General features: G+C 50.4%; 16 protein-coding genes. 6 read left to right on the forward strand and 10 right to left on the reverse strand.

Annotated elements, in window-relative coordinates:
- Positions 1-33: 33 nt before the first annotated feature.
- From H6F86_RS32740 to H6F86_RS06430, 6 genes are all read right to left on the reverse strand, one after another.
- The gene (locus H6F86_RS32740; protein WP_190447275.1) at positions 34-1,512 is read right to left on the reverse strand and encodes a serine/threonine-protein kinase; all 1,479 of its coding nucleotides are present in this window, start codon (positions 1,510-1,512) and stop codon (positions 34-36) included.
- A gap of 532 nt (positions 1,513-2,044) precedes the next feature.
- The gene (locus H6F86_RS06410) at positions 2,045-4,081 is read right to left on the reverse strand and encodes an SDR family NAD(P)-dependent oxidoreductase (RefSeq protein ID WP_190447276.1); all 2,037 of its coding nucleotides are present in this window, start codon (positions 4,079-4,081) and stop codon (positions 2,045-2,047) included.
- A 392-nt stretch (positions 4,082-4,473) separates the two neighbouring features.
- Complete coding sequence (locus H6F86_RS06415; protein WP_190447277.1) at positions 4,474-4,725, reverse strand: hypothetical protein; 252 nt, start codon at positions 4,723-4,725, stop codon at positions 4,474-4,476.
- 34 nt (positions 4,726-4,759) lie between these two features.
- A complete protein-coding gene (locus H6F86_RS06420; protein ID WP_347240096.1) occupies positions 4,760-5,563 on the reverse strand; it encodes an ABC transporter ATP-binding protein in 804 nt (267 codons plus the stop codon).
- A gap of 23 nt (positions 5,564-5,586) precedes the next feature.
- Complete coding sequence (locus H6F86_RS06425; protein WP_190447279.1) at positions 5,587-6,630, reverse strand: iron ABC transporter permease; 1,044 nt, start codon at positions 6,628-6,630, stop codon at positions 5,587-5,589.
- Positions 6,627-7,652 (reverse strand): iron ABC transporter permease, encoded by a 1,026-nt coding sequence (locus tag H6F86_RS06430; protein WP_347240097.1) that lies wholly within the window; start codon positions 7,650-7,652, stop codon positions 6,627-6,629. The genes H6F86_RS06425 and H6F86_RS06430 overlap by 4 nt, the downstream gene beginning before the upstream one ends.
- Before the next feature lie 517 nt (positions 7,653-8,169).
- On the opposite strand from H6F86_RS06430, the gene H6F86_RS06435 reads away from it, so the two are divergent.
- From H6F86_RS06435 to H6F86_RS06455, 5 genes are read left to right on the forward strand one after another with little or no spacing between them, the layout of a single operon-like run.
- Complete coding sequence (locus H6F86_RS06435) at positions 8,170-10,701, forward strand: TonB-dependent siderophore receptor (protein WP_190447281.1); 2,532 nt, start codon at positions 8,170-8,172, stop codon at positions 10,699-10,701.
- Between the two features lie 12 nt (positions 10,702-10,713).
- The gene (locus H6F86_RS06440; RefSeq protein WP_190447282.1) at positions 10,714-11,682 is read left to right on the forward strand and encodes a sucrase ferredoxin; all 969 of its coding nucleotides are present in this window, start codon (positions 10,714-10,716) and stop codon (positions 11,680-11,682) included.
- On the forward strand, positions 11,682-12,671 hold the full coding sequence (locus H6F86_RS06445) for an iron-siderophore ABC transporter substrate-binding protein (RefSeq protein ID WP_190447283.1): 990 nt from the start codon (positions 11,682-11,684) through the stop codon (positions 12,669-12,671). Before H6F86_RS06440 ends, H6F86_RS06445 begins: the two co-directional genes overlap by 1 nt.
- The gene (locus tag H6F86_RS06450) at positions 12,671-13,729 is read left to right on the forward strand and encodes an iron-siderophore ABC transporter substrate-binding protein (protein ID WP_190447284.1); all 1,059 of its coding nucleotides are present in this window, start codon (positions 12,671-12,673) and stop codon (positions 13,727-13,729) included. The genes H6F86_RS06445 and H6F86_RS06450 overlap by 1 nt, the downstream gene beginning before the upstream one ends.
- 13 nt (positions 13,730-13,742) lie before the next feature.
- Positions 13,743-15,044 carry an MFS transporter gene (locus H6F86_RS06455; RefSeq protein WP_190447285.1) on the forward strand — a complete coding sequence of 434 codons (1,302 nt, stop codon included), beginning with the start codon at positions 13,743-13,745 and terminating at the stop codon, positions 15,042-15,044.
- Positions 15,045-15,119: 75 nt separating this feature from the next.
- Here the strand turns inward: H6F86_RS06455 and H6F86_RS06460 are convergent, their stop codons facing one another.
- The 3 genes from H6F86_RS06460 to H6F86_RS06470 all read right to left on the reverse strand — a co-directional run bounded on the left by H6F86_RS06460 (position 15,120) and on the right by H6F86_RS06470 (position 22,407).
- A complete protein-coding gene (locus H6F86_RS06460) occupies positions 15,120-16,943 on the reverse strand; it encodes an AAA family ATPase (RefSeq protein ID WP_190447286.1) in 1,824 nt (607 codons plus the stop codon).
- A 284-nt stretch (positions 16,944-17,227) separates the two neighbouring features.
- Entirely contained in the window at positions 17,228-21,079 is a 3,852-nt protein-coding gene (locus H6F86_RS06465; protein WP_190447287.1) for an ATP-binding protein, read from the reverse strand.
- A 293-nt stretch (positions 21,080-21,372) separates the two neighbouring features.
- Positions 21,373-22,407, reverse strand: a complete 1,035-nt coding sequence (locus tag H6F86_RS06470; protein ID WP_190447288.1) for a hypothetical protein — start codon at positions 22,405-22,407, stop codon at positions 21,373-21,375.
- A gap of 105 nt (positions 22,408-22,512) precedes the next feature.
- On the opposite strand from H6F86_RS06470, the gene H6F86_RS06475 reads away from it, so the two are divergent.
- Entirely contained in the window at positions 22,513-23,079 is a 567-nt protein-coding gene (locus tag H6F86_RS06475) for a YIP1 family protein (protein ID WP_190447289.1), read from the forward strand.
- A 278-nt stretch (positions 23,080-23,357) separates the two neighbouring features.
- Here H6F86_RS06475 and H6F86_RS32745 read toward each other — a convergent pair whose 3' ends face one another.
- Positions 23,358-24,647: an energy transducer TonB gene (locus H6F86_RS32745; protein ID WP_190447290.1), complete on the reverse strand. Its 1,290-nt coding sequence runs from the start codon at positions 24,645-24,647 to the stop codon at positions 23,358-23,360.
- Positions 24,648-24,791: the final 144 nt, after the last annotated feature.

Genomic DNA, 24,791 nt, shown 5'->3' on the forward strand with positions numbered 1-24,791 from the left:
GGTGTTCCTCATTATTAGAAAGGCTGGAAAGCGCTAGTCTTTGCCCTTATCGCCCTTCTCCGATCGCTCCTTGAAACGCTCTTTGTCAGCTTTTTCAGCCTCTCGTTGTTGTTCTTCTCGTTGCTTTTCAGCTTCTCGTGCCGCTTCTGTTGCTTTCTTTTCAGCGTCTTGAAGTGATTCAGCTTCTTTTTGATCTAATAGTTCTGGTAGCGCTTCACTAGCAGGGGGACTCGGACTAGCCACTGGTGGGCTAGGCGCGATCGCGTCAGGGGACTCTGATGGTATTGGACTCGGTGACTGAGCCTCGGTGGATGGAACAGTGTCAGCCGTGTCTGACTGACTCGTCGGCGTCGGCGTTGGTGTTTCCACATCAGTAGGAGCAGGTGTTTCCGCATCAGCAGGAGTAGGTGCCTCAGCATCCGTAGAAGTGGGTGCTTCAACAGCGGTGGAAGGCTGCGTTGGCGACGCTGTGCTAGGTTCTGGAGACGGTGAAGGTGAAGGCTGCGGTCTTCCCAGAATGGCTCCGACCACAGCCGCTCCAGCCAAAACAACTAAAACTCCCGGCAACCATGTCTGCCACGCAGGTCTACTTGCTTGAGGGGCGATCGCAGGCTTCCTTCTAGAAGCCGCAAGTGTGCCAGGAGCCGCACGTAAGGTTGCCACCTGGCTGGTTGCTCCAGCCATCACAGCCCTTCTCTCTGATACATCTGGTAAGAGCTTCAGCCAAGCCTCTACACTCCCGGGGCGATCGTGCGGTTCAACTGCCATGCCTCGAATCACCGCCTGATTGGTAGCGGCGCTAATTTCTGCACGTAGATCACGGGGAGCAGGCAACGGTTGGCGATCGCGTAGAATCGAGGCAGCGGGCACTTGAGCCGTCAGTAGCGTGTAGAGAGTTGCCGCCAAACCATAAACATCAGTTGCAGGTGATCGCTGCTCTTGCGATATGTACTGCTCGATCGGGGCATAGCCAGGCGAAACTAAACTGGTGTGTGTTTGAGCTAAACCTGGAGAAAACTCACGCGCAATCCCAAAGTCAATCAGCACGACCTGATCTGTTCCCTGCCGTAGAATCAAATTTTGAGGTTTAACATCGCGGTGCAGTAAGCCATTCTGATGCACAACCTTTAACGCTGCACCAACTTGTCGGCTGTAGTGGAGCGCTGTTGCTTCTGCTAAAGGTTGGGCAGGCAGCACAACGGTATCAAGCGTTGGTCCAGGTACGTACTCCATCACGATGAAGGGAAAATCGTCCTCAATAAAGAAGTCGATGACCCTGACGATATTAGGATGAACGCAGAGTGCTAATCGCTTGGCTTCTGCTTGAAACTGCTGCTTGGATTGAGCGAAGTTTGGGTCTTGCCGCAGTAACTCATCCAGCGTTTTAACAACTACAGTTTGCCCTAAAGAATGTAGTGTCGCTTTATAAGTAACACCAAACCCTCCCCGTCCAAGTTCTTGATCCAGAGAATATTTATAATTCTGTAGATATTTGCCAACCAGAAATCCCATATGATTTTGACAGTACTCTAAGCTAAATCAGCAGTTAATAACGTCAAAACAAGTCATGCGTTCCTGTGACAATACAAGTTGTAGCCTTCCTCTTTGTTCTGTGGGTCAATACCTTCATAGAAAACATCTAAAGTGTGTTGCGATTCTCTTACTTTATCAGTGGCACTGAACTACAAGCCGGAGCATTACTACAACAGGGTTTGAGTAGCAAGGCAGGAAGGTACGTTAAAGCTGAAAATCAGTTGAGCAGACGTTTCAACGGGCACTTCGCAGTGTTACTAAGACGTACCAGTCAGAGTATAGTCTGATTGGTACTAAAACAATAGCCCCACGTCCGCACCAAGCATCAACCGCAGCGGTAGTTTACCCGCCTCAACTGTCTGAATCATCACAAGCATAAGGGTTATACGGCTTGCCCAGTTATTGCCGTCGTTGCTGTAGAGATACTGCTGAAATGACTCGATAAGCGTCTTACTTTGAGGAAATTAAAAACGCCCCTTAGAGCTAGTTACGGAGAGACATTGTAACAGCCTCAGGATGGTTCAGAGAGTGCTGATTGATCGACTGTCAACCCTTGATGGAATAGGGCATTCTGAATAATTAGTTCTGGCAAAACGTCGTTGAACAGTTGCACTTTTTGCTGAATCTGCTCAAAATCTTCAGGATTCTCTAAAAGGTCGCGCACTTCCTGCTCACCAATGACAACCGCAGGGCGAAGACGACTAGCAGCTTCTTCAGCTCTTTGGATAATTGCTTGCTTGAGAAGTTCAAATTCCGGGCGATCGCGCCAACGTTTGATATCTTCCCAGGCAGCGATAAAAAAGTCAGACCAGTGGGCAAGTGCCTGGTAGTCAGAGTTGACGAACGGAACCCCCAGGGTTTGTTTAAGGTCTTGATAGACTCGCTGCAACTCTGTTGAAACCTCCTGAGCCGACTGCTCTCCAATAAATTGAATTTCTGGATGGCGATAAGCATGAGGCCCACGTCGAATTTCCGTCTTTCCATCCTGACCAACAATTTCACCTGCCAGGACTTTACTTAAAGCAATCTGTTGAATCAACAACTGAGGATTACCAAAACTGAAGGCACCTAGCTCTCGCTGAATGTGTCGCCGTTGCGCTTCATCCACGTCGATTTGATAACCGGGTTGATACCAGTCGTAGGTGTCACGGTAAACCTGTTCAGTAATGGCGATCGCGTCCTCTAAAAACGATTCAGCTTGTGTCGCAGGTTTGAGTCGTTGCCAAAACAACTGCATCACAGTGGGATACATTGCATAAGCTCGCCAGTTCGCAGGTTTCCAGGGAATCCCTAATGTGTCTTGAATATCACTTAAACACGTTTGAACTTCAGGTGGAGCCTGAGAAACATTAATGAATGGAAAGGCAGATTGTTCATCTTCTACGATCGCCGGTTCAAGTCCTTGAACTCGATCGGCTTCAAGCTGCTTCTCTGGTTTTTTGGAAGCTGAGCGTTGGGTTAAGTTCTCCTCAACTGCGCCAACCTGCTTTACATCTGTTGTCCCTTTTGGTTCCGTTACTGGACGTTCATTGTTTCGTTCAGCAGCGCGATCGCTCAAATACGTCAACCAGGAGGGTGCCAAAGCGGAATGGCTGTCCTTGCCAAAGGCTCGCTTTTCTCCCATGCCACCCGGTTTTGGTAGGAGTTGATTGAATAAACCGAATAAATTGGTACTTAGTTCGGGAAACAAGCCGTAGAACTTAACCGACAGCCAGGTTGGAAAGGGCACAATCACTTCCGCCGCACCTCGGCGCAAGCCAGCGATCGTGGCACGAGATACCTTTTCGGCGCTGGCAGAAAGAAACGGCAGAGAATCGCCAATGCTGAACCAGGCATATTCCTTGCGGTTCTGACCTTTCATAATGGCGTGATCAACAACGCCTGTGTGGATGAGACCAGGACAGACAGTGGTGACGGCAATGCCATCTTTTGCCAGTTCAGTGCGCATCCCTTCGGATAGCCCAACCAGTGCAAATTTGCTGGCGCAATAGCCGACCATATGTGGCGATGCCATTTTCCCTCCGACTGAGGAGATGTTCACAATGCGTCCAGCCTTGCGTGCCTGCATTTCTGGCAAGACCGCATAGGTGGTGTAGAGCGGTGCCCAGAAATGTAGCTTCATTAAGTCGTCGTAGTCCTGCATAGTTAGGTTTTCTAGCGGACCAACGATGTCCGTTCCCGCATTGTTGATTAGGATGTCGATCGCGCCAAAGTGGTCTCTGGTTTGCTGGACTAGCTGCTCAACTTGGGTTTGCTCTGTTACATCACAGGTCAAGGCGAAAATGTCTCCGCCTCGCTGCTCTAGTTCGGTGCGTGCCCGTTCTAGTTCGGCTTCATCCCGCGCACAGATGGCTACCCGTGCCCCAGTTTCAGCTAACTGGCGTGCCATTACCAGTCCCAAGCCGCGCGACCCCCCTGTTATCAGAATGACCTTACCAGATAACTCGTAAATGCGTTCGCGCCACCAGCGATCGACAACTAGAAAACCAGGGAACAAAACAATTGCAACAGCAATGAGCCCAAAGAGGGTGGCATAGTTAATCAGCATGAATCAAAAACTCCTTGGTTTTAATTTCTGTCTAAATTTCCACCGACCTTAAGCGGCTGCTACATTCGCAAGTTGCTGGTAGCATCTTCGGTTACTGAGCTAATTCGCACTCAAATATTGATGCGATCGAATGTTGGCGATCGCATTAATTGATTTCTTAAAATCTAGTTTAGAAAACGTGGATGACTAAGTGCTCTTTCATCAGGAAGAGACGACAGTTTATCAATGAGGTGAACTTGTAATCAAAGCTCTTGTAGCCCATGTAGCCAGGTTAGACAGCCGCTTTGTTTACTCTTTAGAGAGCTTAAATAAAGTGTTATTTGAGAAACAGCTTAAATTTACAAGAACTCTGTTTCTAGCAGTCTTTAAGCTGTAACTGAACTATTTTGAAGTCAAGGTTTAATCAAACCTGTTTGAACCGATCGTAGACAATTGCGTTGAGGAGATTTCAGTGCCCAAGCCCGCTTCAATCTTTCTATCTGGCTCAATACCCCTCCAGCAACGAAAGGGGGAACGATCGCCGCCTTAGGCGTAATAGCTTTATCTACCCTTGCGATCCTTTTAACGTCTGCTGGAGGGGGAAAACGTTGTAGTAACACTGGATGAATCAAGCGAATCACGATCGTGACCGAGATTAAAGCCATACTTGTTTCCCGTTAGATATTTCAATTTGCCAATTCAACGGTGCCGACTAACCGGAATGCATAAGGGTGTTCCAGCAACCGGATCTTGAATAATGCGGCTTTCTAGCCCAAATACCTCCTGCACTAGGGCTTCTGTCATGATTTGGTCAGGCGCTCCTTGAGCAACAACTTGTCCCTGCGCAATCGCCACTAAATGCTCGGCATACCGGCAGGCTTGATTCAAATCATGCAATACCATGACGATCGTGCGTCCTTTTGTTTGATTTAATTCATAGAGCAAATCTAGGACTTCAATTTGATGCGCTAGATCCAGAAAAGTTGTGGGTTCATCGAGCAACAGAATTTCTGTATCTTGCGCTAGAGACATAGCAATCCAAGCCCGTTGTCGCTGACCGCCGGAGAGGGTATCAAGCGATCGGTCTGCTAGCACGGTCATATTAGTAATGGCTAGGGCTTGCTCCACCAACCACTCATCTTCCTTTGACCATTGTTGCAGCCAGCTTTGATGGGGATAGCGTCCCTGTGCAACCAGATCTCTTACAGTCAATCCTTCTGGTGCGATCGGTCCTTGGGGTAAAATGCCGAGCCGTTTCGCCACCTCTTTAGTCGATAGCTTAAAGATAGAAGCACTATCAAGATAAACGGTGCCACGGGTAGGTTTCAGGAGCCGAGCTAAGCTTCTTAGCAGTGTCGATTTACCACAACCATTGGAACCGACTAAAACGGTAATTTTTCCGGCTGGAATTGCCAGATCCAGGTCAGAAATAACAACGGTTCCATCGTACGCTAGCGTTAGCTTACGAGTGGTCAGTGCAACTCCGGTGGAAAATGTTTGCACGATTGTAGAGGAGGGTTCTGCATTCATTGATGACGATTTTGGTACAGCAAATAAAGAAAGTAGGGTGCGCCAACAAGGGCAGTGAGTACACCACAGGGCAGTTCAGTTGGCGAAAACAACGATCGTCCGAGCAGATCGGCTAGCACCGTTATCAATCCACCTAGTAAGGCAGTCGTGGGTAGCAATCCTTCAGATGCAGTTCCTACTAATTGCCGAGCCAGGTGAGGAGCCATCAGCCCGACAAACCCGATTGTGCCTGCCGTTGCCACTGAAGCCCCCGTCAGCGCAACACTGGTCAGCAACAACAAAAACCGCTGCCACTCCACGTTACTTCCCAACCCTCGCGCCACATCATCTCCTAGATGCAGCACATTCAACTCGCGAGACAGCAGTAATGCCAGTGGCACAAAGATTCCCAGCCAGGGCAGCAGCAGCAAAATATGCTCCCAACTGCGCCCGTAGACACTGCCCGTCATCCAGATCAACGCTTGCGTGACATTATTAATTTGTCCAAATGCCATCAAAACTGAAGTTATTGCACTAGCAACCGCAGCAATTCCTACGCCAATTAAAATGAAACGAATCGGTGAACTGCCCCGGTCCCATGCCAATAAATAGATCAATGTTGCCGCGATCGCCGCTCCTGCAAACGCTGATAGTGGAATTGCAAACAAGGGTGCTGCCGGAAATAAAACAATTAAACTAACGGCAGCCATACTTGCACCCGCATTAATACCAATCACATCGGGGGCTGCTAGCGGATTACGGGTCAACCCTTGCAGAATTGCTCCCGGAATGGCAAGCCCAATGCCAGCGAGCAAGGCAACGAGGGCACGCGGTAAGCGCAATGTATAAATGACGAACGCATGATCAGGATTGCCCGTTTCAATTCCTAGCAGCGTTTTCAATACATCAAGCGGCGAGATGGGATATTCCCCATAGCTTGCGCTCAGAATGACGATCGCCAACGTGATCACGGTCAGCAACAACAGCACGAGCGGAACCTGTCGCTGAACGCGAAAGGAAATTGGCATCTGGCGAGGACGAACAACAATCCAATGACTCATTGTTTTACCCGCGATCGCGCTAAATAGATGAAGAAGGGCGCACCCAATAGGCTCGTCATGATGCCTACGGGCAACTCTTGTGGTTTGATGATTAGCCGAGCACCAATATCTGCGAGCAACAAAAGAATAGCGCCCAGACAAGCCGCATAGGGAACCAACCAACGATAATCCATGCCGATCAACAATCGCGCCAGATGAGGAACAACTAACCCAATAAACCAGATTGGTCCCGCGATCGCGACGGCACTTCCTGCCAGCAACACAACGACAAGCATGGCGATCGCTTTGATCCATCCCGTCCTCAGCCCTAAGCCCTTCGCCACATCTTCACCGAGCGCCAGAGCCGTTAAGGGTTTACCTAGTGCAAATGCCATCATCAGCCCCACTCCCATATAGGGAAGCACCTGCAAAAATAAATGAATATCTCGTCCTGCTACTGAGCCTGCTAGCCAAAAGCGAATTTCATCCAGTGTCTCTTGATTCAAGATCAAAATGCCGGTGGTAAGTGAAGAAAGCAGGTAAGTCAGTGCTGATCCTGCCACGACAAGCTTCAGAGGCGTCATGCCACTCTGACCTAAAGAACCCAGCAGATAAACTACAACCGTAGTAAGTCCTGCACCCACAAAGGCAAAGCTGGTATGCACTATAGACGCCACACTGCCGAATATGGATAGGATTGCCACCATGGCAAAGGCAGCGCCGCTATTGATTCCTAAAATGTCTGGTGAGGCAAGGGGATTACGGGTGAGTCCTTGAGTAATGGTGCCGGCAACTGCCAGTGCGGCTCCAACCATCAACGCAATCAGCGATCGTGGCAATCGCACCGTCCGAATAATTAGATGGTCTGTAGAACCATCAAACGCAGTCAAGGCAGAGAAGATGGAACCAGGCTGAATCTCTGCTGCTCCCAGAAGGATGCTTGCCATCAGACAGCTGAGGAGAATCAGCAAACACAGTACCAAACCAGAGATTAACAGAACCTGCGATCGCGCCTTTTGACTTAATGAAGCTATTTTGACCACGCTCTTCAAATCCTTAGCAGGCTAGTGAGAGTTGACAGGCATTGTGAATGAGGGCGTAAGATCCCAGCTCAACAGCAAAATTGCACATAAGCTAAGTTAAGTTGAGACTCCTTCTCAATAAGATTAAATGATGAGGTAGCGCATTGCAAGTAGAGTTGCGAGAAAGTTTCAACTAGCTGAGCCCGAATCCCCAATGTAGTACGAGCACATAGCTTATGAAGGAAAGGTTGCCGTAAAACGTCTAGCCTTGAGAGCCGGGTTTTTGGGGCTTAGTTGTTTAGACTAGAACTCAGAAAATGATTCAATGCCTTTAGAAAAATAGCCTTGACAAGCGTACCACTTCACTGCTTAATGATAAGAATGTCATTTGCTTGATGCTATTAGCGGAAGCGCTCAAGCAATTAGTAGAAATCTTTTGCGTTTGAAATTGCTGCTGTGATACCTCCAGGTTTACCCTGAGGGGTCATTCAGCCTGCAAAACTACTGTCCCATTTCTAAAGTTTTTGTACGAGGCGAGATGTTGAAAGCGCGGTCATTTACTTGTTTAGGTCTTGCAGGTCTTGCATCAGTTGCGATCGTTCAGCCCTGCCGAGCTGAGGTAGCACAAATTACGGCGGTCCAGCTTCAACCGACAGCCAACGGAGTTGAACTCATCCTGGAGAGCACGAGTAGTACCCCGCTTCAAGTTTTTACCACTCGCTATCGTCAAACCCTGATTACGGATATTGTTAACACGCAACTACAATTGCCAGAGGGCAGAACGTTTCGTCAAAGCAACCCAACGGAGGCGATCGCGGGAGTCACAGTCGCTCCGTTAGGTGCCAATAGTGTACGAGTGACGATTACAGGCAAAGCGGAATTGCCCTCAGCGCAAGTCGTTCAGAGCACTCCAGGACTGGTACTGAACATTACCACCCCCACAACTGCTGCAACAGCCCCTCCAACGGAGCCAACCTCACAACCGTCAGAGACAGATTCAGAGTCTAGTGCAGACACCCCATCAACCACTCCTGCACCGCCCATTGATTCTACCGATCAGGCTGAAGCAGACGAGGCTGAAGAGGAAGAACTGGTTATCACGGGCGATCGAGAACCTTCAGTCGACGGCTATCGTGCTCCTACTGCCGCAACAGCCACCAAAACGGATACCCCGTTGCGTGACATTCCCCAGTCAATTCAAGTTGTGCCCCGGCAGGTGATTCAAGATCAGCAAGTGACACGGATTGGTGACGCAACTCGCAACGTCAGTGGTGTAACCGTACTGCAAGGCTACGGTGGCTCAACTGACAACTACACAATTCGCGGTTTAACCACTTCTAGCAATCTGCGAAATGGATTCAGAGATGATGGCTTTCTCACCTTCACTGACCCAGCAACAATTGAGCGGATTGAAGTGCTCAAAGGTCCGGCTTCGGTGCTGTATGGGCAATTTGAACCAGGAGGTGTGGTCAATTATGTGACGAAAAAACCGTTGAGCGATCCCTTCTACGCAGCAGAGTTGCAAATTGGTAGTTACAATTTCTACCGTCCGTCGATCGATTTTTCAGGTCCCCTCACGCCCGATAAATCAATCCTGTATCGCTTAAACCTTGCTTATGAAAACGCAGGTAGTTTTCGTGATTTTGTTAACAATGAAGTATTTGTCGCTGCTCCCGTTTTCACATTCAAACTTGGTGAAGCGACAAGCTTGACCCTGGAGTATGAATACGTCAATGTAGACCGCACCTTTGATCGCGGCTTTCCTTCCGAACCAGAGCTTTTTGCTCTGCCCATTAATCGCTTTTTAGGGGAACCCAGCGATCGCTATAAGTTAACAGGAAACAAGCCGAGCCTAACGATCGACCATCAATTCAATCCCAATTTGCGCTTACGCACTGCCTTTACGGCTCAAATTTTTGAGGCAGGACGTTCCAATGCTCAGGCACGCACCTTTCGGCTAGAACGTGATCGTCAAACATTGCGACGCCGATACACTGCTTCTGACGAAAAAGTTGAGGATTACGGTCTCCAAACGGATTTGGTCAGCAAATTCAATACGGGTTCTGTGAAGCATGAATTGCTGGCAGGGTTTGAATTAAGCCGGAGTACCTCAGATGGTGTGTTACGGCGAACAGAGTTCACGTCGATTAATATTTTTAATCCTGTTTACGGTTCTGCAATTCCAACTGATTTACCCCCTGTTTTTGATAGCGATCGTCGTAACGATAGCCTGGGGCTTTATTTACAAGATCAAATTACGTTGCTGCCCAATCTGAAACTACTGCTTGGCGGACGCTTTGATTTTGTTGAACTAGACATTGAAGATCGGTTGGCTGAAACAACCACTAACCGCAACTACAATGTGTTCTCACCGCGGGTAGGCATTGTCTACCAACCTATTGAACCCATCTCTCTGTACGCTAGCTTCAGCCGCTCCTTTAGACCCAATGTTTTTGCATCGACGAGTAGCGGTGACCTGCTAGAGCCGGAAAGAGGCACCCAGTATGAAGTTGGCATTAAAGGTGAACTTCTGGATGGCAGACTTTCTGCGACCTTAGCAGCGTACAACATCACAAAAACAAATGTCGCTACGACCGATCCGAATGATCTAGATTTCTCGATCGCAGCAGGGGAAATTAAAAGCCGAGGCATTGAGCTCGATATCGTCGGTAGACTCGCACCAGGTTGGAATATTATTGCCTCTTATGCCCACAACGACGCTTTTGTCAGCGAAGATAATAACCTTCCCGTTGGCAGCAGATTGGTCAATGCGCCCAGAAATAGCGCTAGTTTGTGGACAACCTACGAACTTCAGAGCGGTGGACTGAGAGGGCTAGGCTTTGGTGGTGGCATCTTTTTTGTAGGCGATCGCGAAGCCGAGCTACCCAATACCATTACGCTTCCTTCCTTCGTCAGAGCCGATGCCACTATTTTTTATCGCCGCGACACCTATCGAGCTGCCATCAACTTCAAGAATCTCTTTGGCACTGGCTACTACGAAGCCCAGGGTTCTCTAGTCTATCCAGGTGCACCGTTTACAGTGGTTGGTTCTTTCTCGGTGGAGTTCTAAAGCCGCGTTGCAATGGTAGAACCTTTCTTTTGCGCTGAAGAGTCCAACACAGCAGGTGAAGACCTGATTGGCTGTGCCGTGATGGCTCAATTCTATGTCCTGGTAGAATGTCCGCCTCCGTGGTCAGCCAATGCTTTTCACTCCAACCAGATTCCAGATAACTTGCGAACTCTGGTTCAAGCACTCAAGCAAGATAAACGCACCATTCGACCGTTGTTGATCCACCGCGATCGTAGACAAGAACCCTGCACCAGCGTGATCATTCTTCGTCAGCAAGACGGAGTTTCATTCGGGTACAGCAAGCAGGAATTTCAAGTTTCCAGCCTGAAAGAAGTAGCCCCGCTTGTGAGCGATTATTTTAACGAGTGCCATACTCATGAGCCGATCGGGACAGACACAAGAGACATTCTGGTTTGTACCCACGGCAGCCATGATAAATGCTGTGCTAAGTATGGTCAGTCGTTTTATCGACAGGCGATCGCAACGGTCGCTCAATTAGCCCTCAATCCAGACGTGCGAGTTTGGCAAGCTAGCCATATTGGTGGACACCGCTTTGCCCCTACCGCGATCGATTTTCCAGAGGGCAGATACTACGGCAGGCTAGATCAAGACTCATTTACGGCAATTCTGACTCGAAGTGGAAATACGCAATGCTTCAACCACGTTTACCGGGGTTGGGGGATTCTCCCTTGGGCAGCGCAAGTGTTGGAGCGAGCATTGCTTTTGAAGTACGGCTGGGATTGGTTCAAATACGGGATTGTCGGTCGAGTGATTGACCACAATGAAGACGAAAGTTGGAATCGGGTTGAAATTACACTGGTTCGTGCTGATCATACATCAGAGGTTTATCAAGCGGATGTAGTTATAGATGACAATAAAAAGCTGCATTTGCGCGGTAGCTGTGGCAATACAGAAAGCTACGCCGTGCCTCAATACGCGGTCAAATATCTCACGAAGCTTGCTGCTTCAGCTATACCTTGATGAAACGATTAAACTGGATGCGAACAATTCTGCCATTACGCCAGAGAGGGACGTGCGCTGCATCGCTACTCCTTCCCTTTGCCCTGTTGCTGTCAGCTTGCAATCCAACCGCATCCAAGGCGAACATTCGTACTCTCAGCACAGCCGCATCAACAACTGCTTGCCGAACAATTGAACATGGGATGGGAAAAACCTGCGTTCCCCTCAATCCCAAACGGGTGGTTGTTCTGAATGAACTGGATAATGTCCTGGCTTTGGGAGTCAAGCCTATAGGAACAGTGACGCTCGATCGTGGGTTTATTGATTATCTGACCGATCGCACTCAAGGCATTGAAAAGGTTGGAACCGATAGTCAGCCGAATTTAGAGAAAATTCTACTACTAAAACCCGACCTCATTATTGGCACAACCTGGGATGGCAAAGACATTTACGACAAGCTCAATCGCATTGCGCCAACGGTCTTTGTTGACACCAACGATTACCGTTCATGGAAGTCATGGCTGAAAAAGACGGCTGAGGCACTAGGTAAAACATCAGAAGCAGAAAAGTTGTTGCAGAACTACGAACAACGGGTGCAGAAGTTGCAGCAAGCGATGGGCGATCGCTCCTCAAACACCCAGGTATCAGTCGTCAATTTTTGGCAAAACAATGTTCGCATTTACATGAAACGGTCTTTTAGTGGAGTGATTTTGCAGGAAGTTGGGTTAGCGCGTCCACCTGTCCAAAACAAAGACAAACTCTGGGAGCGGCTGTCCTTGGAGCTAATTCCCAAAATGGATGGGGATGTCATCTTTCTGTTACTAGGTGGTCACAAAGAATCGAACTTGGCACAGTTCAAGCAACATCCCCTGTGGTCGCAGTTGAAGCCTGTGCAGGCAAACAAAGTCTACGAGGTCGACAGTTCCATCTGGATTGCTGGAGCGGGAATGATTGGGGCAAATCTCATTTTGGATGATCTCTCTCAGCATTTAGTGCTGGAGAAACCATAATGGCGGAACCAACAGCCCAAGCGATCAAACGAGGTGAGCTTCAAGCAAAGGGTTCTACCCGCTTACTCCTGCTGACAACACTAGCGGTCTTTTCAATCTCAGGCTGTATTGCTCCAGGGAAACACAAGCGAGTCATTCATTCGCCTGCTGATTCAAATACAGTATGTCAAGGCATCCAGCATCGATCGGGCACTACCAAAGTGTGTGGGCAACTGCTGGACGTTGTTGCTCTTGATCCCCACGCGCTGGATCTGTTGCTTGCTTTAGGAATTCAACCGATTGGGTATGCAGAAGACAGACGTGCCTTAGTAGGTTCTCCCACTTCAGGAAAGCCAACCATACAGATTAAGTATCTGGGCGATCGCCTCACTCGTCCTCCCATTCATGTCGGCACTTGGCAGTTCCCTTCTCTTGAAACCATTCTGAAGCTAAAACCCGATTTAATCCTGGGGCGCATTCAACCATCGCTCTATGCAAATCTGACTCAAATTGCGCCGACCTTACCTTTAGCAACATCTGATCAAGAGCGCTGGCAAAATAGCCTTTTGAAGTTGGGTAAGGCGATGAATCGAGAGGCACTTGCTCAAGCCACTATCGCGCAACATCAGCAGCGAATGGCGATTACGAGAACTGACCTCAAACCGCTTACCCAGCGAGCCAAGATTCTTTTGCTATCAGTTTCTGCAATGAATCAAATTCAGATTTTTACAGACGATACTTATGCAGGTGGACTGCTGAAGGAGCTTGGGTTTCAGCTTGTGGTTCCTGAACCTTTGCCTATGCAGCAAAGTGAAATCAACATTTCTTTGGAAACTCTTCCTCAATTGCAAACTGACACCATCATTGTGATGGCAAGTGGCAACAGTAGCGTGGAAAGCGTTTCTAAAGCCTGGTGGAATAATGCCATTCTACGATCGCTTCCTGCCAGTCAAACTCAACGGGTTTACTTTGTAGATTATCAGCTTTGGAGCCGCATTGAAGGTCCGATTTCTGCTGAATTGATCCTGAAGCAAATTCGTAGTCTTCTACTTGCACCCACAATAGAAACCAAAGTTTAGCTACCCAATCCTAATGCGGACATTCCTGATCATCTGGTTCGGTCAACTGGTTTCTACCTTCGGTAGCCGCATGACCAGCTTTGCCCTCCAGCTTTGGGCATGGGAACTCACAGGACAGGCAACTGCCCTGACATTAGTGGGGTTTTTCTCTGGACTCCCTAGCATCTTTGTCACTCCCTTTGCAGGCGTGATTGTAGACCGCTGTAATCGCAAGGGGTTGATGATTCTGGGGGATGCGATCGCCGCTCTATCAACATTCACGATTCTCTGCCTGTTTCTCACTCATCACCTGCAAATCTGGCATCTCTACGTGCTAGGAGCGATCGAAGGTGTGTTTGTGGAACTTCAAACCCTCGCTTACTCGGCATCGATTACCCTATTAGTTCCCAAGCAGCAGTATGCGCGTGCGAGTAGTCTTGATGCTGCCATTCACTATGGAGCAATCATTCTAGCTCCTGCTTTAGCGGGTGCGCTTTACGCGACAGTTCAGTTAGCAGGCATTGCCCTTCTCGATTTAGTCGCGTTTGCCATTGCGTTAGCAACACTATTACCTATACGGATTCCTCAACCAACCCTGAATGAGAAAGAGCATCAGACAGCAACGACCATTTGGCAGCAACTCGTGTTTGGATCTCGCTACATCTTGGCGCGTCCTGGGTTACTGACAATGGTTGGGCTGATGGCTTTGTTTTGGTTCCTTCATGATTTGGGCGGTGCCATCTATGCACCGATGATCCTGGCACGCTCTGACAATAATGCCAGCACTCTGGGTTCTATCGCGTCTGCTGCTGGGTTGGGCGGTGTCACTGGAGCGCTACTTTTAAGTGCTTGGGGCAGTCCGAAACGTCACATTTGGGGGGTACTTTTAGGTATGGCAGGGGCAGGCTTGAGCAAAGTGGTGTTTGGTTTAGGGCAGGTGGCATCGGTTTGGCTACCAGCTCAGTTCTGTTCTTCGCTCAACTTTCCACTGCTGACCAGTTCGGAAAAAGCGATTTGGTTAACGAAGGTGAACCCAGAGGTGCAAGGACGGGTGCTGGCAACTCGATCGCTCTTGATACAGATTGTTTCAGCGATCGCCATGCTCATCGCTGGTCCGCTAGCCGATTACGTGTTTGAACCTGCTATGAGTAGGGGCAGCAGTCTTTCACCCCTTTTTGGTGGCATTGTTGGCACAGAGCAGGGTGCAGGACTTGCACTTTTATATATCATGACCTCGCTAGGGCTGATCCTGGTTGGTTTGGTAGGATACGCCTGCTCCACGGTACGGAATGTAGAGCAGAGCTTGCCCGATCATGATGCCATCCCAATGGAATGAATGAGCAGTGTCATGCGGCATCTGCCATCCTATTGCGGCTCTTCCTACCAATGCGCTTGTCCCCAATACAATCGCTTAGGCGTGTCGTTGCTCAAGCAGGCGTTGGTAAGCAGCCATGAAATCATCAGTCACGATCTGAAGCTCTCCAGGGTTGCTTAGACCTTCTCGTCGATAGCGACGGATGGCTTCTAAAGCAGCCTGATTGCTAAGCAGAGTCAGGTCAGCACCGTTCCAACCGTCTGTCTCAGTTGCCCAAAAGGCTAAATCAACGGCTGCTAACGGGCGATCGTGATTGTGCACTTGTAGAATTGACAGGCGGCTGGCTTCATCAGGAAGATCAACCTTCAATTGCAAATCTAAGCGTCCCGACCGTAACAGAGCAGGATCAAGTGCTTCTGGACGATTTGTGGCTCCTACCAAGAGCACATGAGGGCATTCGTGCAGACCATCGAGTTCCGTGAGCAATTGACCCACGACGCGATCGCTAACGCCTGTATCGCCATGACCACCACGCGCTGGAGCCAGCGTATCAAGCTCATCAATGAAGACAACGCAAGGTGCTGCTTGTCGTGCCTTGGCGAACAATTCTCGCACTGCCTGCTCTGAAGCACCGACCCATTTGCTCAGCAATTCGGGACCGTTGACAGCAATAAAATTAGCACGGGCTTGAGACGCAACGGCTTTGGCAAGTAACGTTTTGCCAGTGCCGGGAGGTCCCCAAAGCAGAATGCCACGCGGGGCTTTGGCTTTCGTATGCTGGTAAAGCTCAGGGTAAAGCAAGGCACCCTCAACTGACTCTTGCAGGGTTTGCTTGAGAGCATCAAGCCCACCAATCTCATCCCAGGAAACGTTAGGAGTCTCAAGCTCTACCGATCGCAGCACCGCAGGTTTGACTTGTTTAGTCGCCTGAAGAAAGTCTGCCTGAGTCACAGTCATCTTCGTTGGCATGGGACTGTTTGGAGACGGCACAAACCGACGCAAAGCAGTATAAGCGGCTTTCTGGCAAAGCGCTTTGAGGTCAGCACCCACCATGCCAACAGCGTGATCGGCGATCGCACCCAGATCAACACCACTGAGCGGCATCGTTTTGGTCAGAATTTGAAGAATTTCTAACCGTCCCGCTCGATCAGGCACACGAAACTGCACTTCGCGATCGAACCGTCCGGGTCGGCGCAGCGCTGGATCGAGATGGTCAGGGCGATTCGTTGCGGCTAGCACGATGACCCCTTTTGTTTGAGCAAAGCCATCCATCAAGCTCAGCAATTGAGCCACAACCCGCTTTTCGACCTCGCCTTCTACCCGGGCGCGATCGGGCGCAAGGCTATCAATCTCGTCAATAAACACGATACAGGGTGCCGACCGCGACGCTTTTTGAAAAAGGCTCCGCAAGCGACCCTCAGCTTCCCCATAGTATTTACCCATCACCTCGGGACCAACGATCGCAATGTAGTTAACCCCCAAATCTTGAGCGAGGGCACGAGCCGTCAAGGTTTTGCCAGTGCCTGGTGGTCCTACCAGCAGCACTCCAGAGGTTGGCTCCAGCCCTAGCATTGTAAGCAAATCGGGGCGTTTAAGCGGCAACTCTACCAGTTCCCGCAGTTCGCTCAAAACCTCTGTGAGACCGCCAACGCCTTTTAGTGACGGCTTATCAGTAGCGCCTGGCGCATTCATGACCTCATTTGCCGTTGCTGCCGTTGGGCGATCGACACGGGCAGGTCTAGCAGGGCTACCAACAGCAGTAGGCTCTGGGCGATCGTCAGCCGTATTCCGAGGGGTACGTTTAACATCCGTTGAGAATGCTTCTGGCTCTGCTCTGCCTTCAATCACTCTCACGATGTCTAGTAACCCATCAATCCCCTGATCAAAGAGATCGTTAAATTCTTGCAGCAAGTCATCCATACACTTAACACACTGTGAGTGCTGGAGACGAGCGCCAGCTCAATAGCTTCATTATAGAGAACTGGTTTAAAAAGCGATTGCAGCACAAGGGCATAGGTACCTGAAACTCTTGCTGCGCCGTTCAAACTTTTTGTACCAACGCACTGCAAGATTGCTTGGAAGGTTAGGAGCTTTCATTGCTTGGCAAAAGGTTGTCAGGGTTAGCCAGTTGAAGGCCATGTGTCTAAAGCATTAGTTTCAACCGCTTGTAGAGAGTTGTAGTACCATGACCTAACCATAATGATTCATACAGTTGAATTAGCTTGGCTTAAAAGCGTGACGATCGCACGTATCAAGCGCTCCGGTTCTACAGGTTTAGAAACATGATGCTGGAATCCTGCTGAGAGAGCCTTCTCCTGATTAAATTCTCCGGCATATGCGGTCAGGGCAATGGCTACAATGTCTTTACCTTGCTCTGATAGCATTGCCCGTATCTGCTGCATCAGCGCGTAGCCATCCATCTCTGGCATACCAATATCACTTAAAAGAAGATCAAAAGGTGTGGTTTGTAGCGCTTGGAGAGCCTCGATCGCAGAGCCAACTGCTGTCACTTCCGCTCCCGCTTGCTCTACCACAAACGTTACAAATGCTCGTGAATCTAGGTCATCATCGACTACTAACACTCGCAAGCCGGAGAGAGGGTAATGGGATGATGACGTGCCAGAGTGCTGCGTTTCTTCACTTCCCCACTTTCTTGCTCCCTCATCGCTTAAAAGGGGTAATTCGACGATGAACGTGGTGCCCTGGTCTTCACCGAGACTCTCAACCCAAATTTTGCCGCCGTGCAGTTCGACAATTTGACGGGCGATCGCCATGCCTAAGCCCAGCCCGCCAAACTTGCGCGTGATGGCTCCATCTTCCTGACGGAAATGCTCAAAGACATAGGGGAGAAACTTGGGGCTGATGCCTTTGCCAGTATCAGTAACGGTAATGCGAGCATACGTAGGGGCGTAAGGAGTCAAAAGTGGGGAGTGGCTTGGGTTTTCCCTCTTCTGCGTTTTCGATTCTCCATGCCTTATCTCCTCTAGTCGCACTTCCACTCGCCCTCCAGGAGGCGTAAATTTTACTGCGTTGGAGAGCAGGTTCCATACTACTTGCTGCAATCGACCGGCATCGCCGTAAATCTGATTCACGGTGAGCTCAAAGCTGGTTTTGATCTGAATCGCTTTGGCTTCGGCAGCTAGTCGCACCGTTTCGATCGCCGTTGAAACGACAAATGGCAAACTTACGGGCGTTGCCTTCAGCGTCAGCTTGCCCTGCATAATGCGGGAAATATCCAGCAGATCTTCGATTAACTGAGATTGAAGTTGGGCATTGCGTTCGATCGTATTGATTGCTTCACGGGTTCTGACCGCATCCAACCTGCCACTGCTTAACAACTTTGCCCAGCCCAAAATTGGGTTGAGGGGCGATCGCAACTCGTGAGATAGCACTGCCAGGAACTCATCTTTAAGACGATTTGCTTGTTCAGCAGCCTCTCGTGCCGCTTTTTCTTGTTGCAGCAGTTGTTCTCGTGCTGTTTCCGCTTGCTTGCGATCGGTAATATCTGTGCAGGTGCCAAACCAGCGTATGACCTGGCTCTGCTCATCAAGCATGGGGAGGGCGCGGGTCAGATGCCAACGATAGCTGCCATCCGCTCGCCTCAAGCGCTGTTCAATGTCGTAGCTCACGCCCTTCTCAACGGCTTGAGTCCATGCCTCGATATTGCTTGCACGATCGTCTGGATGGATAACATCCTGCCATCCCGACCCCTGAGATTGCGCCAGGGTTAACCCGGTGTAGTCAAACCAGCGAGGGCTGTAATAATCAACTCGACCCTCAGCATCGGCTGTCCATACCATTTGAGGGATTGATTCTGCCAGAAAGCGAAAGCGTTGTTGGTTAGCAGCCTGGCGCGATCGACCCAACTCTAAATTCGTTGCCACCCGTGCCAACAGTTCTCGTGCACTAAAGGGCTTGACCAAATAATCATCCGCTCCCGCTTCTAACCCCTCAATGGCAGCTTCTTCACCCGCCCGCGCTGAGAGCAGCAGGATAGGAATTTCACGCGTTTGGGGATCGAGCCGAAGTTGCCGCAGTAACTCAAAGCCGTCTACTTGGGGCATCATCACATCAGTTAGTACCAAATCAGGCATCTGGATACGAGCGGCTTCCAGGGCTGCTTGACCATTGGCAACGGCTTCTACGTCATACTGTGCACGCAGGAGCCGTTGCAGGTAGTGACGCATATCGGCATTGTCATCGGCTAACAAAATCCGGGCGGAAGCCCGCTGCGGTAAAGCTGCTGGATCTTCTTTAGGCTCTACGACCCACCCCAAGGCTTCTTCGACATACGCTGTTGCGCTTGAAGCCGTTGCAGTCTGGGTTTGGCTCACCTGAATCTGCTCTGACGGCAGGTGCGCATAGCCCATGGGCAGCCGCACAACAAAAGTACTCCCCGACTCCACAACGCTGCTCACCGTCACTGTACCGTTATGCAAGTTGACCAACTCTTGCACTAGCGACAAGCCGATGCCTGAGCCTTCGTAGGAGCGACCCTGCGCCTCGGCAACGCGATGAAAACGCTCAAACAGACGTGGTAACTCATGGGCTGGGATGCCAGTGCCCGTATCTTTGACGACTAGTTCAACTGCGTCTTCTACAGGGTGCAGTGAAACTGAGATTTGTCCTGTGAATGTGAATTTGAAGGCGTTGGAGAGCAGGTTGAGCACAATCTTCTCCCACATTTGCCGATCGACATACACAGGTTCAGCCAGTGGTGGACAATCCACAACCAGTTGTAAGCCTGCCTTTTCGATCGCCGCTCGAAACACACTAGCGAGATCGGCAGTCAAACTTGCCAGATCAACTGGCTCATAAACGGCTTGAGTGCGACCCGCTTCAATGCGAGAAAAGTCGAGCAGCGTGTTGACTAGCTTTAGCAGGCGCTGGCTGTTGCGGTGTGCCACGGTAATCTGTTCTTGTTCGGCGGCAGGTAAGTTGCCACTTTGGAGCGCCTCTTCGAGCGGATTGAGCATCAAGGTCAGCGGTGTCCGAAACTCATGGCTGACATTAGAGAAGAAGACCGTTTTTGCTCGATCGATTTCTGCCAACTTCTCGGCGCGATGGCGTTCCTCTTCGTAGGCTTGAGCATTGCGAATCGAGACCGAAACCTGTCCCGCTAGAAGCTCGTAAAATGACTGGTAGCCTTCATCCAAAGCACGGTTGGGGCTGATGCCACAGATCAGCACCCCCAACGGTGCAGACATGTTGGATGAGGGAATGGGCAAGGCGATCGCTTGCTGCACGGTTTCGTTCCAGGGTCCACCGGGAATGGTGAGGTCGTGATGAAGACTTTCAATGATTGCGATTTGACCCGTCATGGCTTCTGCCAAAGACCAGCGATCGGTTGCGTCTGCCAGTAAGACAGTCGTTGGGACAAGCGCCTGATTTCCATCTAGCCGCACGCTGCCACAGAGTCGCATTTGGTTGTCACCATCGCGCAGATAGATCAGAGCAAACGGCACATCCAGCGGATACTCAGCGATCGCCGCCAGAATATCCTGACAGGTTACATCCACACTGCGCGTCTCACCAGCCCGTGCTGCCAGGTCGCGCTGCAAACGCAAGCCACGCTCCCCCAACACCTGTTTAGTCACTTCGCTACAGACACAGAGCATCCCGCGAACCACGCCTGTGTCATCTTCGACTGCACTGTAAGACAGGCTGAAGTGAGCTTCCTCGTTGTAGCCAGAGCGGTTTACTGCCAGCATCTGGTCTTCCACCCAATTGGGAACCCCGGTCGTCATCACTTCGGTGATCATGGGTCCAATGACATCCCAGGATTCGGCTTGGGTTTCCCGGATCGATCGTCCTAGTGCGTAGGGATGTTTGGTGCCAATCAGATTGATGTAGGCATCATTGTAAAGTTGAATCAGCTCCTGCTCCCATAGCAGGATCATTGGATAGCGTGAGCTTAAGAGCGTGCGAACGGTTGATTTCAAGCTTTGTGACCAGGATTCCACAGCGCCTGCTGGTGTTTCTGCCCAATTCAATGCCTGCATACGTAGCCCCATCTCCCCAAACTTGGGGAAGGGATCTGTTCGTTGTCCATTCATTCGCAGCCCTCCTTCTCCTCTATGTTAAGCATTTTGGGCTTCCGATCAGGAGGTGTGAGGTGAGGCGATCGAGCGCTGACTTTGAATCGTTGCATCAGGTTGCAGTCGGTTTGACAAGTTAATCTGGTTCTATTGGCGCAGCAAGCGATAACTACAACCTGGTGACAAAGACTTGCCTCCACCAAATAAACATAGGATAGCAAGCGTTCATTAGAGCGCTAACCAATGTCTTTCAACCGTTGCGACCACCCAAACACTAGATCGATGCAACCAAAAGCTCTAAGAACGTTTGCTCACTCCCTAGGAGCGTGATTCAGATCTCGACGGGTTGACGTTTTCCAGAACGGCAGTTGATGGACTTTCTGGAGCGTTAGTGCAACAAAGGTCGTTTTAGGTTCAGCGATCGCCAACCCTAAATAGCCCTCATCGCCATCATGAGCATGATTACCGCTGCTGAGAGCGGTGTATTGCCCTTGCTGCCGTGCTTGATTTAAAGGAGACGCAAAAGACCAACGCCAGCGTGACGGAAAAACAACGGGACCGATATTCTCAATCCAGTCTCGCTCTCCATACAGATGGTAAACATGGTCGGCAATGCCAAAACCTTCTTCGCCGTTAAACGCTCCACCCAACGAGACAACTGTGACTCGAGCCTCCAGCCAGCGATCAAGATACGGTACAGCACCCAGTGCCACTTGTACGCCACCGCTGGTGCCAATCAGCACTAAATTAAGTGGCTGCTGGGGGTTGCGCGCGATCGGCTGTACCGTATTCATGCGCTCCAGTATGGCATCGGCAATACCCTGGTTATAAACAGGTCCGTAGCGATCGTCTGCCGAAATTGCTAACCGCCACAGATTGCGAATTTTGATCAGCACGTCAGCATTCTTTAGCCAACCATCCTCACGCCCGATCGCGTGCCATAGAGGCGATAGAAACCGTTGACCACCCAAATCTTTGTTTTCAGCAGAGTAGGGAAAGACATCGCGTACGGCAACACAATTGGGATGTAAACGCACCAGTTGATCCAAAAACCACTCTTCACCAGACGTTAATTGGTTGGTGGAAAAATCGCCGACACCGGGTAAGTAAATGATGTAGCAATTAATGTTAGAAGAACGAGCGGTGGAAGCGGTACCCTCATTTGTCGGCAGTTGCTTAGGCTGCCTTTGCTTGCCTAGACTCTCTGTACTCTGGTTTAGCCACCAGACTAAAGTACCTACGGGAGCAAAGGTTCCCCAAAACAACAGCACAACGGCTGCTACGGTTAGCAGCTTAGAGGTGCCACCTGCTAACCGTAGCAGTAGTTGTTTGAGGAGATTAGCCATCTGTGTTGCTTATGCCCTTGCTTGTACGGCGGCTAACTTAAGTGTAATGTAGCGTAGGAAACAAATTGCTTGATCATGAGCCTCTTTCGTCAGCCCTAAGATAGCGTGACTCACCAGCCATCCCAACAAAACTTTTGGCAAACCCTTTGGCACGCGATCGCCCTCAAGTCCAACTTGTATGAGCACGCCCAGAATACGCCCAAAACGCACCGTCTTGCTCTCACAATTGTGCTGCTAGCGGCTATATCCCATGTGCTGGGAAGCGCTGTTATTTTGCTTATCAATCGAGCGAGTGGATTGTTTCTGCTGCTCGCACTTCTAGTCGATGGGCTGAGCGTCATTGCAGGATACTACCTGTGGACATTCATCATCTTTAAAGTTGGGCAGTGGCTAAAACCGATCGATCCAACCTACGGTGATTTGTTGAGTCCGGTCGGCTTTGCCTATGCCCCACAAGTGCTTAACATTTTGACGCTGATCCCTTTGTTAGGACGACCGATTGAATTAATTTTGGCAGTGTGGAGTCTACTAGCAGTTATTGTGGCAACGCGTGAGGGCTTGAACCTTAGCACCCGTCGAGCAACACTCATTTGTTTGCTCAGTTGGATTCCAATTCAGCTTGCAATTGGGTCGATTCAGGTGTTGCAACAAGGAGTAGTCAAGGTGCCTTGAAAGCGGCACTTATGCATTAGATAAGCCTAAACAAACACGTTCTTCGTTAGCTTTTCAGACGGCTCTGGGCGTGCTAAATATCTGGCATTCAGCCGAGCGTATGCGAAAGTCGATCGTGTAGCATTCTTTTAGCACTACCGTCCATTCTCCTCGTTTTTCTACCTCCTTCCCTCAATCGGACGACTCTCGATCGAACCTGACGGTTTAAAGGAGAACGTGTCAGTGTCGCACTAGGGAGAGGTTAAAGACCTGGTAAGAGACTTCTTCACCCCTGCTGATTAGGGCGCTTGAGGTGGAGACGCTTCTACTGGAGCAGGTTCGGGAGCAGGTGCCGGTTCTGGTGCGGGCTCTGGCTCCGGGGCAGGTTCTGGTGCCGGTTCTGGTGCGGGCTCTGGTTCTGGGGCAGGTTCCGGTGCGGCTTCCACAGGGGAAGGCAATGTTTCCGCAGCAGGTGCAGGTGCTGGATCGGCAGCAGGCTTAGCGGTAGAGGGTGCCGTAGGCGGAGAAGCAGGGGCAGGTTTTTCTGGTGCTTCGACGGCAGTGGCTGGCGGCTGGCGTTGCCGCTCTTGGGCTTCCCGTCGTTGCTGCTCCTGTTCTGCGACCTGCCGACGTTCCGCTTCCTCGCGACGACGCTCTTGATTTCGCCGCTGGCGAGCGGAACCCGCTTCCTCATATTCCAACTTCACCGGTTTCTTTATACCGCCTTCAGGAACAGTTTTGGGATCGTACCGCCATTTGCTCATAGTTTCCAGCGTCTCACGGTCTGTTTCCGGGTCACCGCTAGATTTTCGCAACCGTACTTGTACACTGCCATCAGGTTGAATTTTCATCTCAACGCTAGCCGTGCTCTCAGATCCCCGATACCTTGGTAGGGGGCAGCTTAAGCAAGAAAGTTTATTCGGCTTTGGAGTGGATACAGGAGGTGCCGTTGTCCGGGTTGCAGTACCGCCAGGAAATCCACCCGGTGTACCGCTTGGGTCGCCACCCGGTTTACCATTTGGGTTACCGTTTGGCACTCCACCCGGTTTACCCTTTGGGTCACCAGTGGGAATACCTAGAGGGTTAAAGCCCGTGGGTCGCTCCGCGTTCCCAAAACCGCTGCCTAAACCAAAGGGTTTGAAAAGAGGACCACCACCCAACTTCAGGCTGGTATCACCCGTGCTGTTGGTCATGGGTTGGGCGGCTTCTGGGGCAGTAGCGGGTTGATCGCTGGGTGCATCTTCACCTTTTTCCAGTGGCGTTGAGCGATCAGGTGCTAGAGGTAGTGCCGCCGCAACCTCTGGCGCAAAGGCAACTTCTTCTGGCACGTCTGTCACCTCTGGCTCAGAGGGTGGCTCAATCGCGGCGATCGACTCCTGAATAGGTTGCTCTGGCGATGCTTCGTCGACTACTACCTCCATCTCCTCTTCGGTGGGATCGATCGGCAGGTTTCCCCCGCGATCGCCCACTTTGAGTGCCATTACGCCAGCATGAAACGCTAGCGAACCAACCAGGCTAGACAGCAGAAAAAGCTTCAGCGCTTTGCGTTCCTTTTGTCGCTGTTGAATGATCGTTTCAATACTGTTCATGAGGGCATTAGAAGAGTGAGGAGTGAGGAATTGAAGAGGTAATAGAGTGAAGAGGTGAAGAATGAAGGGGGGATGGGATGAAGGAGTGGTGGAATAAAAAAGGTGATGGGATGGGGAGAATAGAGAAAGACAGCAGTTTGCAGC

The organism is Phormidium sp. FACHB-592 (assembly GCF_014695795.1).
GTDB lineage: Bacteria > Cyanobacteriota > Cyanobacteriia > Leptolyngbyales > Leptolyngbyaceae > Stenomitos.

Excerpts from the sequence above, each read along its gene's own strand:
- H6F86_RS32740 (WP_190447275.1), bottom strand. The coding sequence starts at position 1,512 with ATGGGATTTCTGGTTGGCAAATATCTACAGAATTATAAATATTCTCTG.
- H6F86_RS06410 (WP_190447276.1), bottom strand. The coding sequence starts at position 4,081 with ATGCTGATTAACTATGCCACCCTCTTTGGGCTCATTGCTGTTGCAATT.
- H6F86_RS06415 (WP_190447277.1), bottom strand. The coding sequence starts at position 4,725 with ATGGCTTTAATCTCGGTCACGATCGTGATTCGCTTGATTCATCCAGTG.
- H6F86_RS06425 (WP_190447279.1), bottom strand. The coding sequence starts at position 6,630 with ATGAGTCATTGGATTGTTGTTCGTCCTCGCCAGATGCCAATTTCCTTT.
- H6F86_RS06435 (WP_190447281.1), top strand. The coding sequence starts at position 8,170 with ATGTTGAAAGCGCGGTCATTTACTTGTTTAGGTCTTGCAGGTCTTGCA.
- H6F86_RS06440 (WP_190447282.1), top strand. The coding sequence starts at position 10,714 with ATGGTAGAACCTTTCTTTTGCGCTGAAGAGTCCAACACAGCAGGTGAA.
- H6F86_RS06445 (WP_190447283.1), top strand. The coding sequence starts at position 11,682 with ATGAAACGATTAAACTGGATGCGAACAATTCTGCCATTACGCCAGAGA.
- H6F86_RS06450 (WP_190447284.1), top strand. The coding sequence starts at position 12,671 with ATGGCGGAACCAACAGCCCAAGCGATCAAACGAGGTGAGCTTCAAGCA.
- H6F86_RS06455 (WP_190447285.1), top strand. The coding sequence starts at position 13,743 with ATGCGGACATTCCTGATCATCTGGTTCGGTCAACTGGTTTCTACCTTC.
- H6F86_RS06460 (WP_190447286.1), bottom strand. The coding sequence starts at position 16,943 with ATGGATGACTTGCTGCAAGAATTTAACGATCTCTTTGATCAGGGGATT.
- H6F86_RS06465 (WP_190447287.1), bottom strand. The coding sequence starts at position 21,079 with ATGAATGGACAACGAACAGATCCCTTCCCCAAGTTTGGGGAGATGGGG.
- H6F86_RS06470 (WP_190447288.1), bottom strand. The coding sequence starts at position 22,407 with ATGGCTAATCTCCTCAAACAACTACTGCTACGGTTAGCAGGTGGCACC.
- H6F86_RS32745 (WP_190447290.1), bottom strand. The coding sequence starts at position 24,647 with ATGAACAGTATTGAAACGATCATTCAACAGCGACAAAAGGAACGCAAA.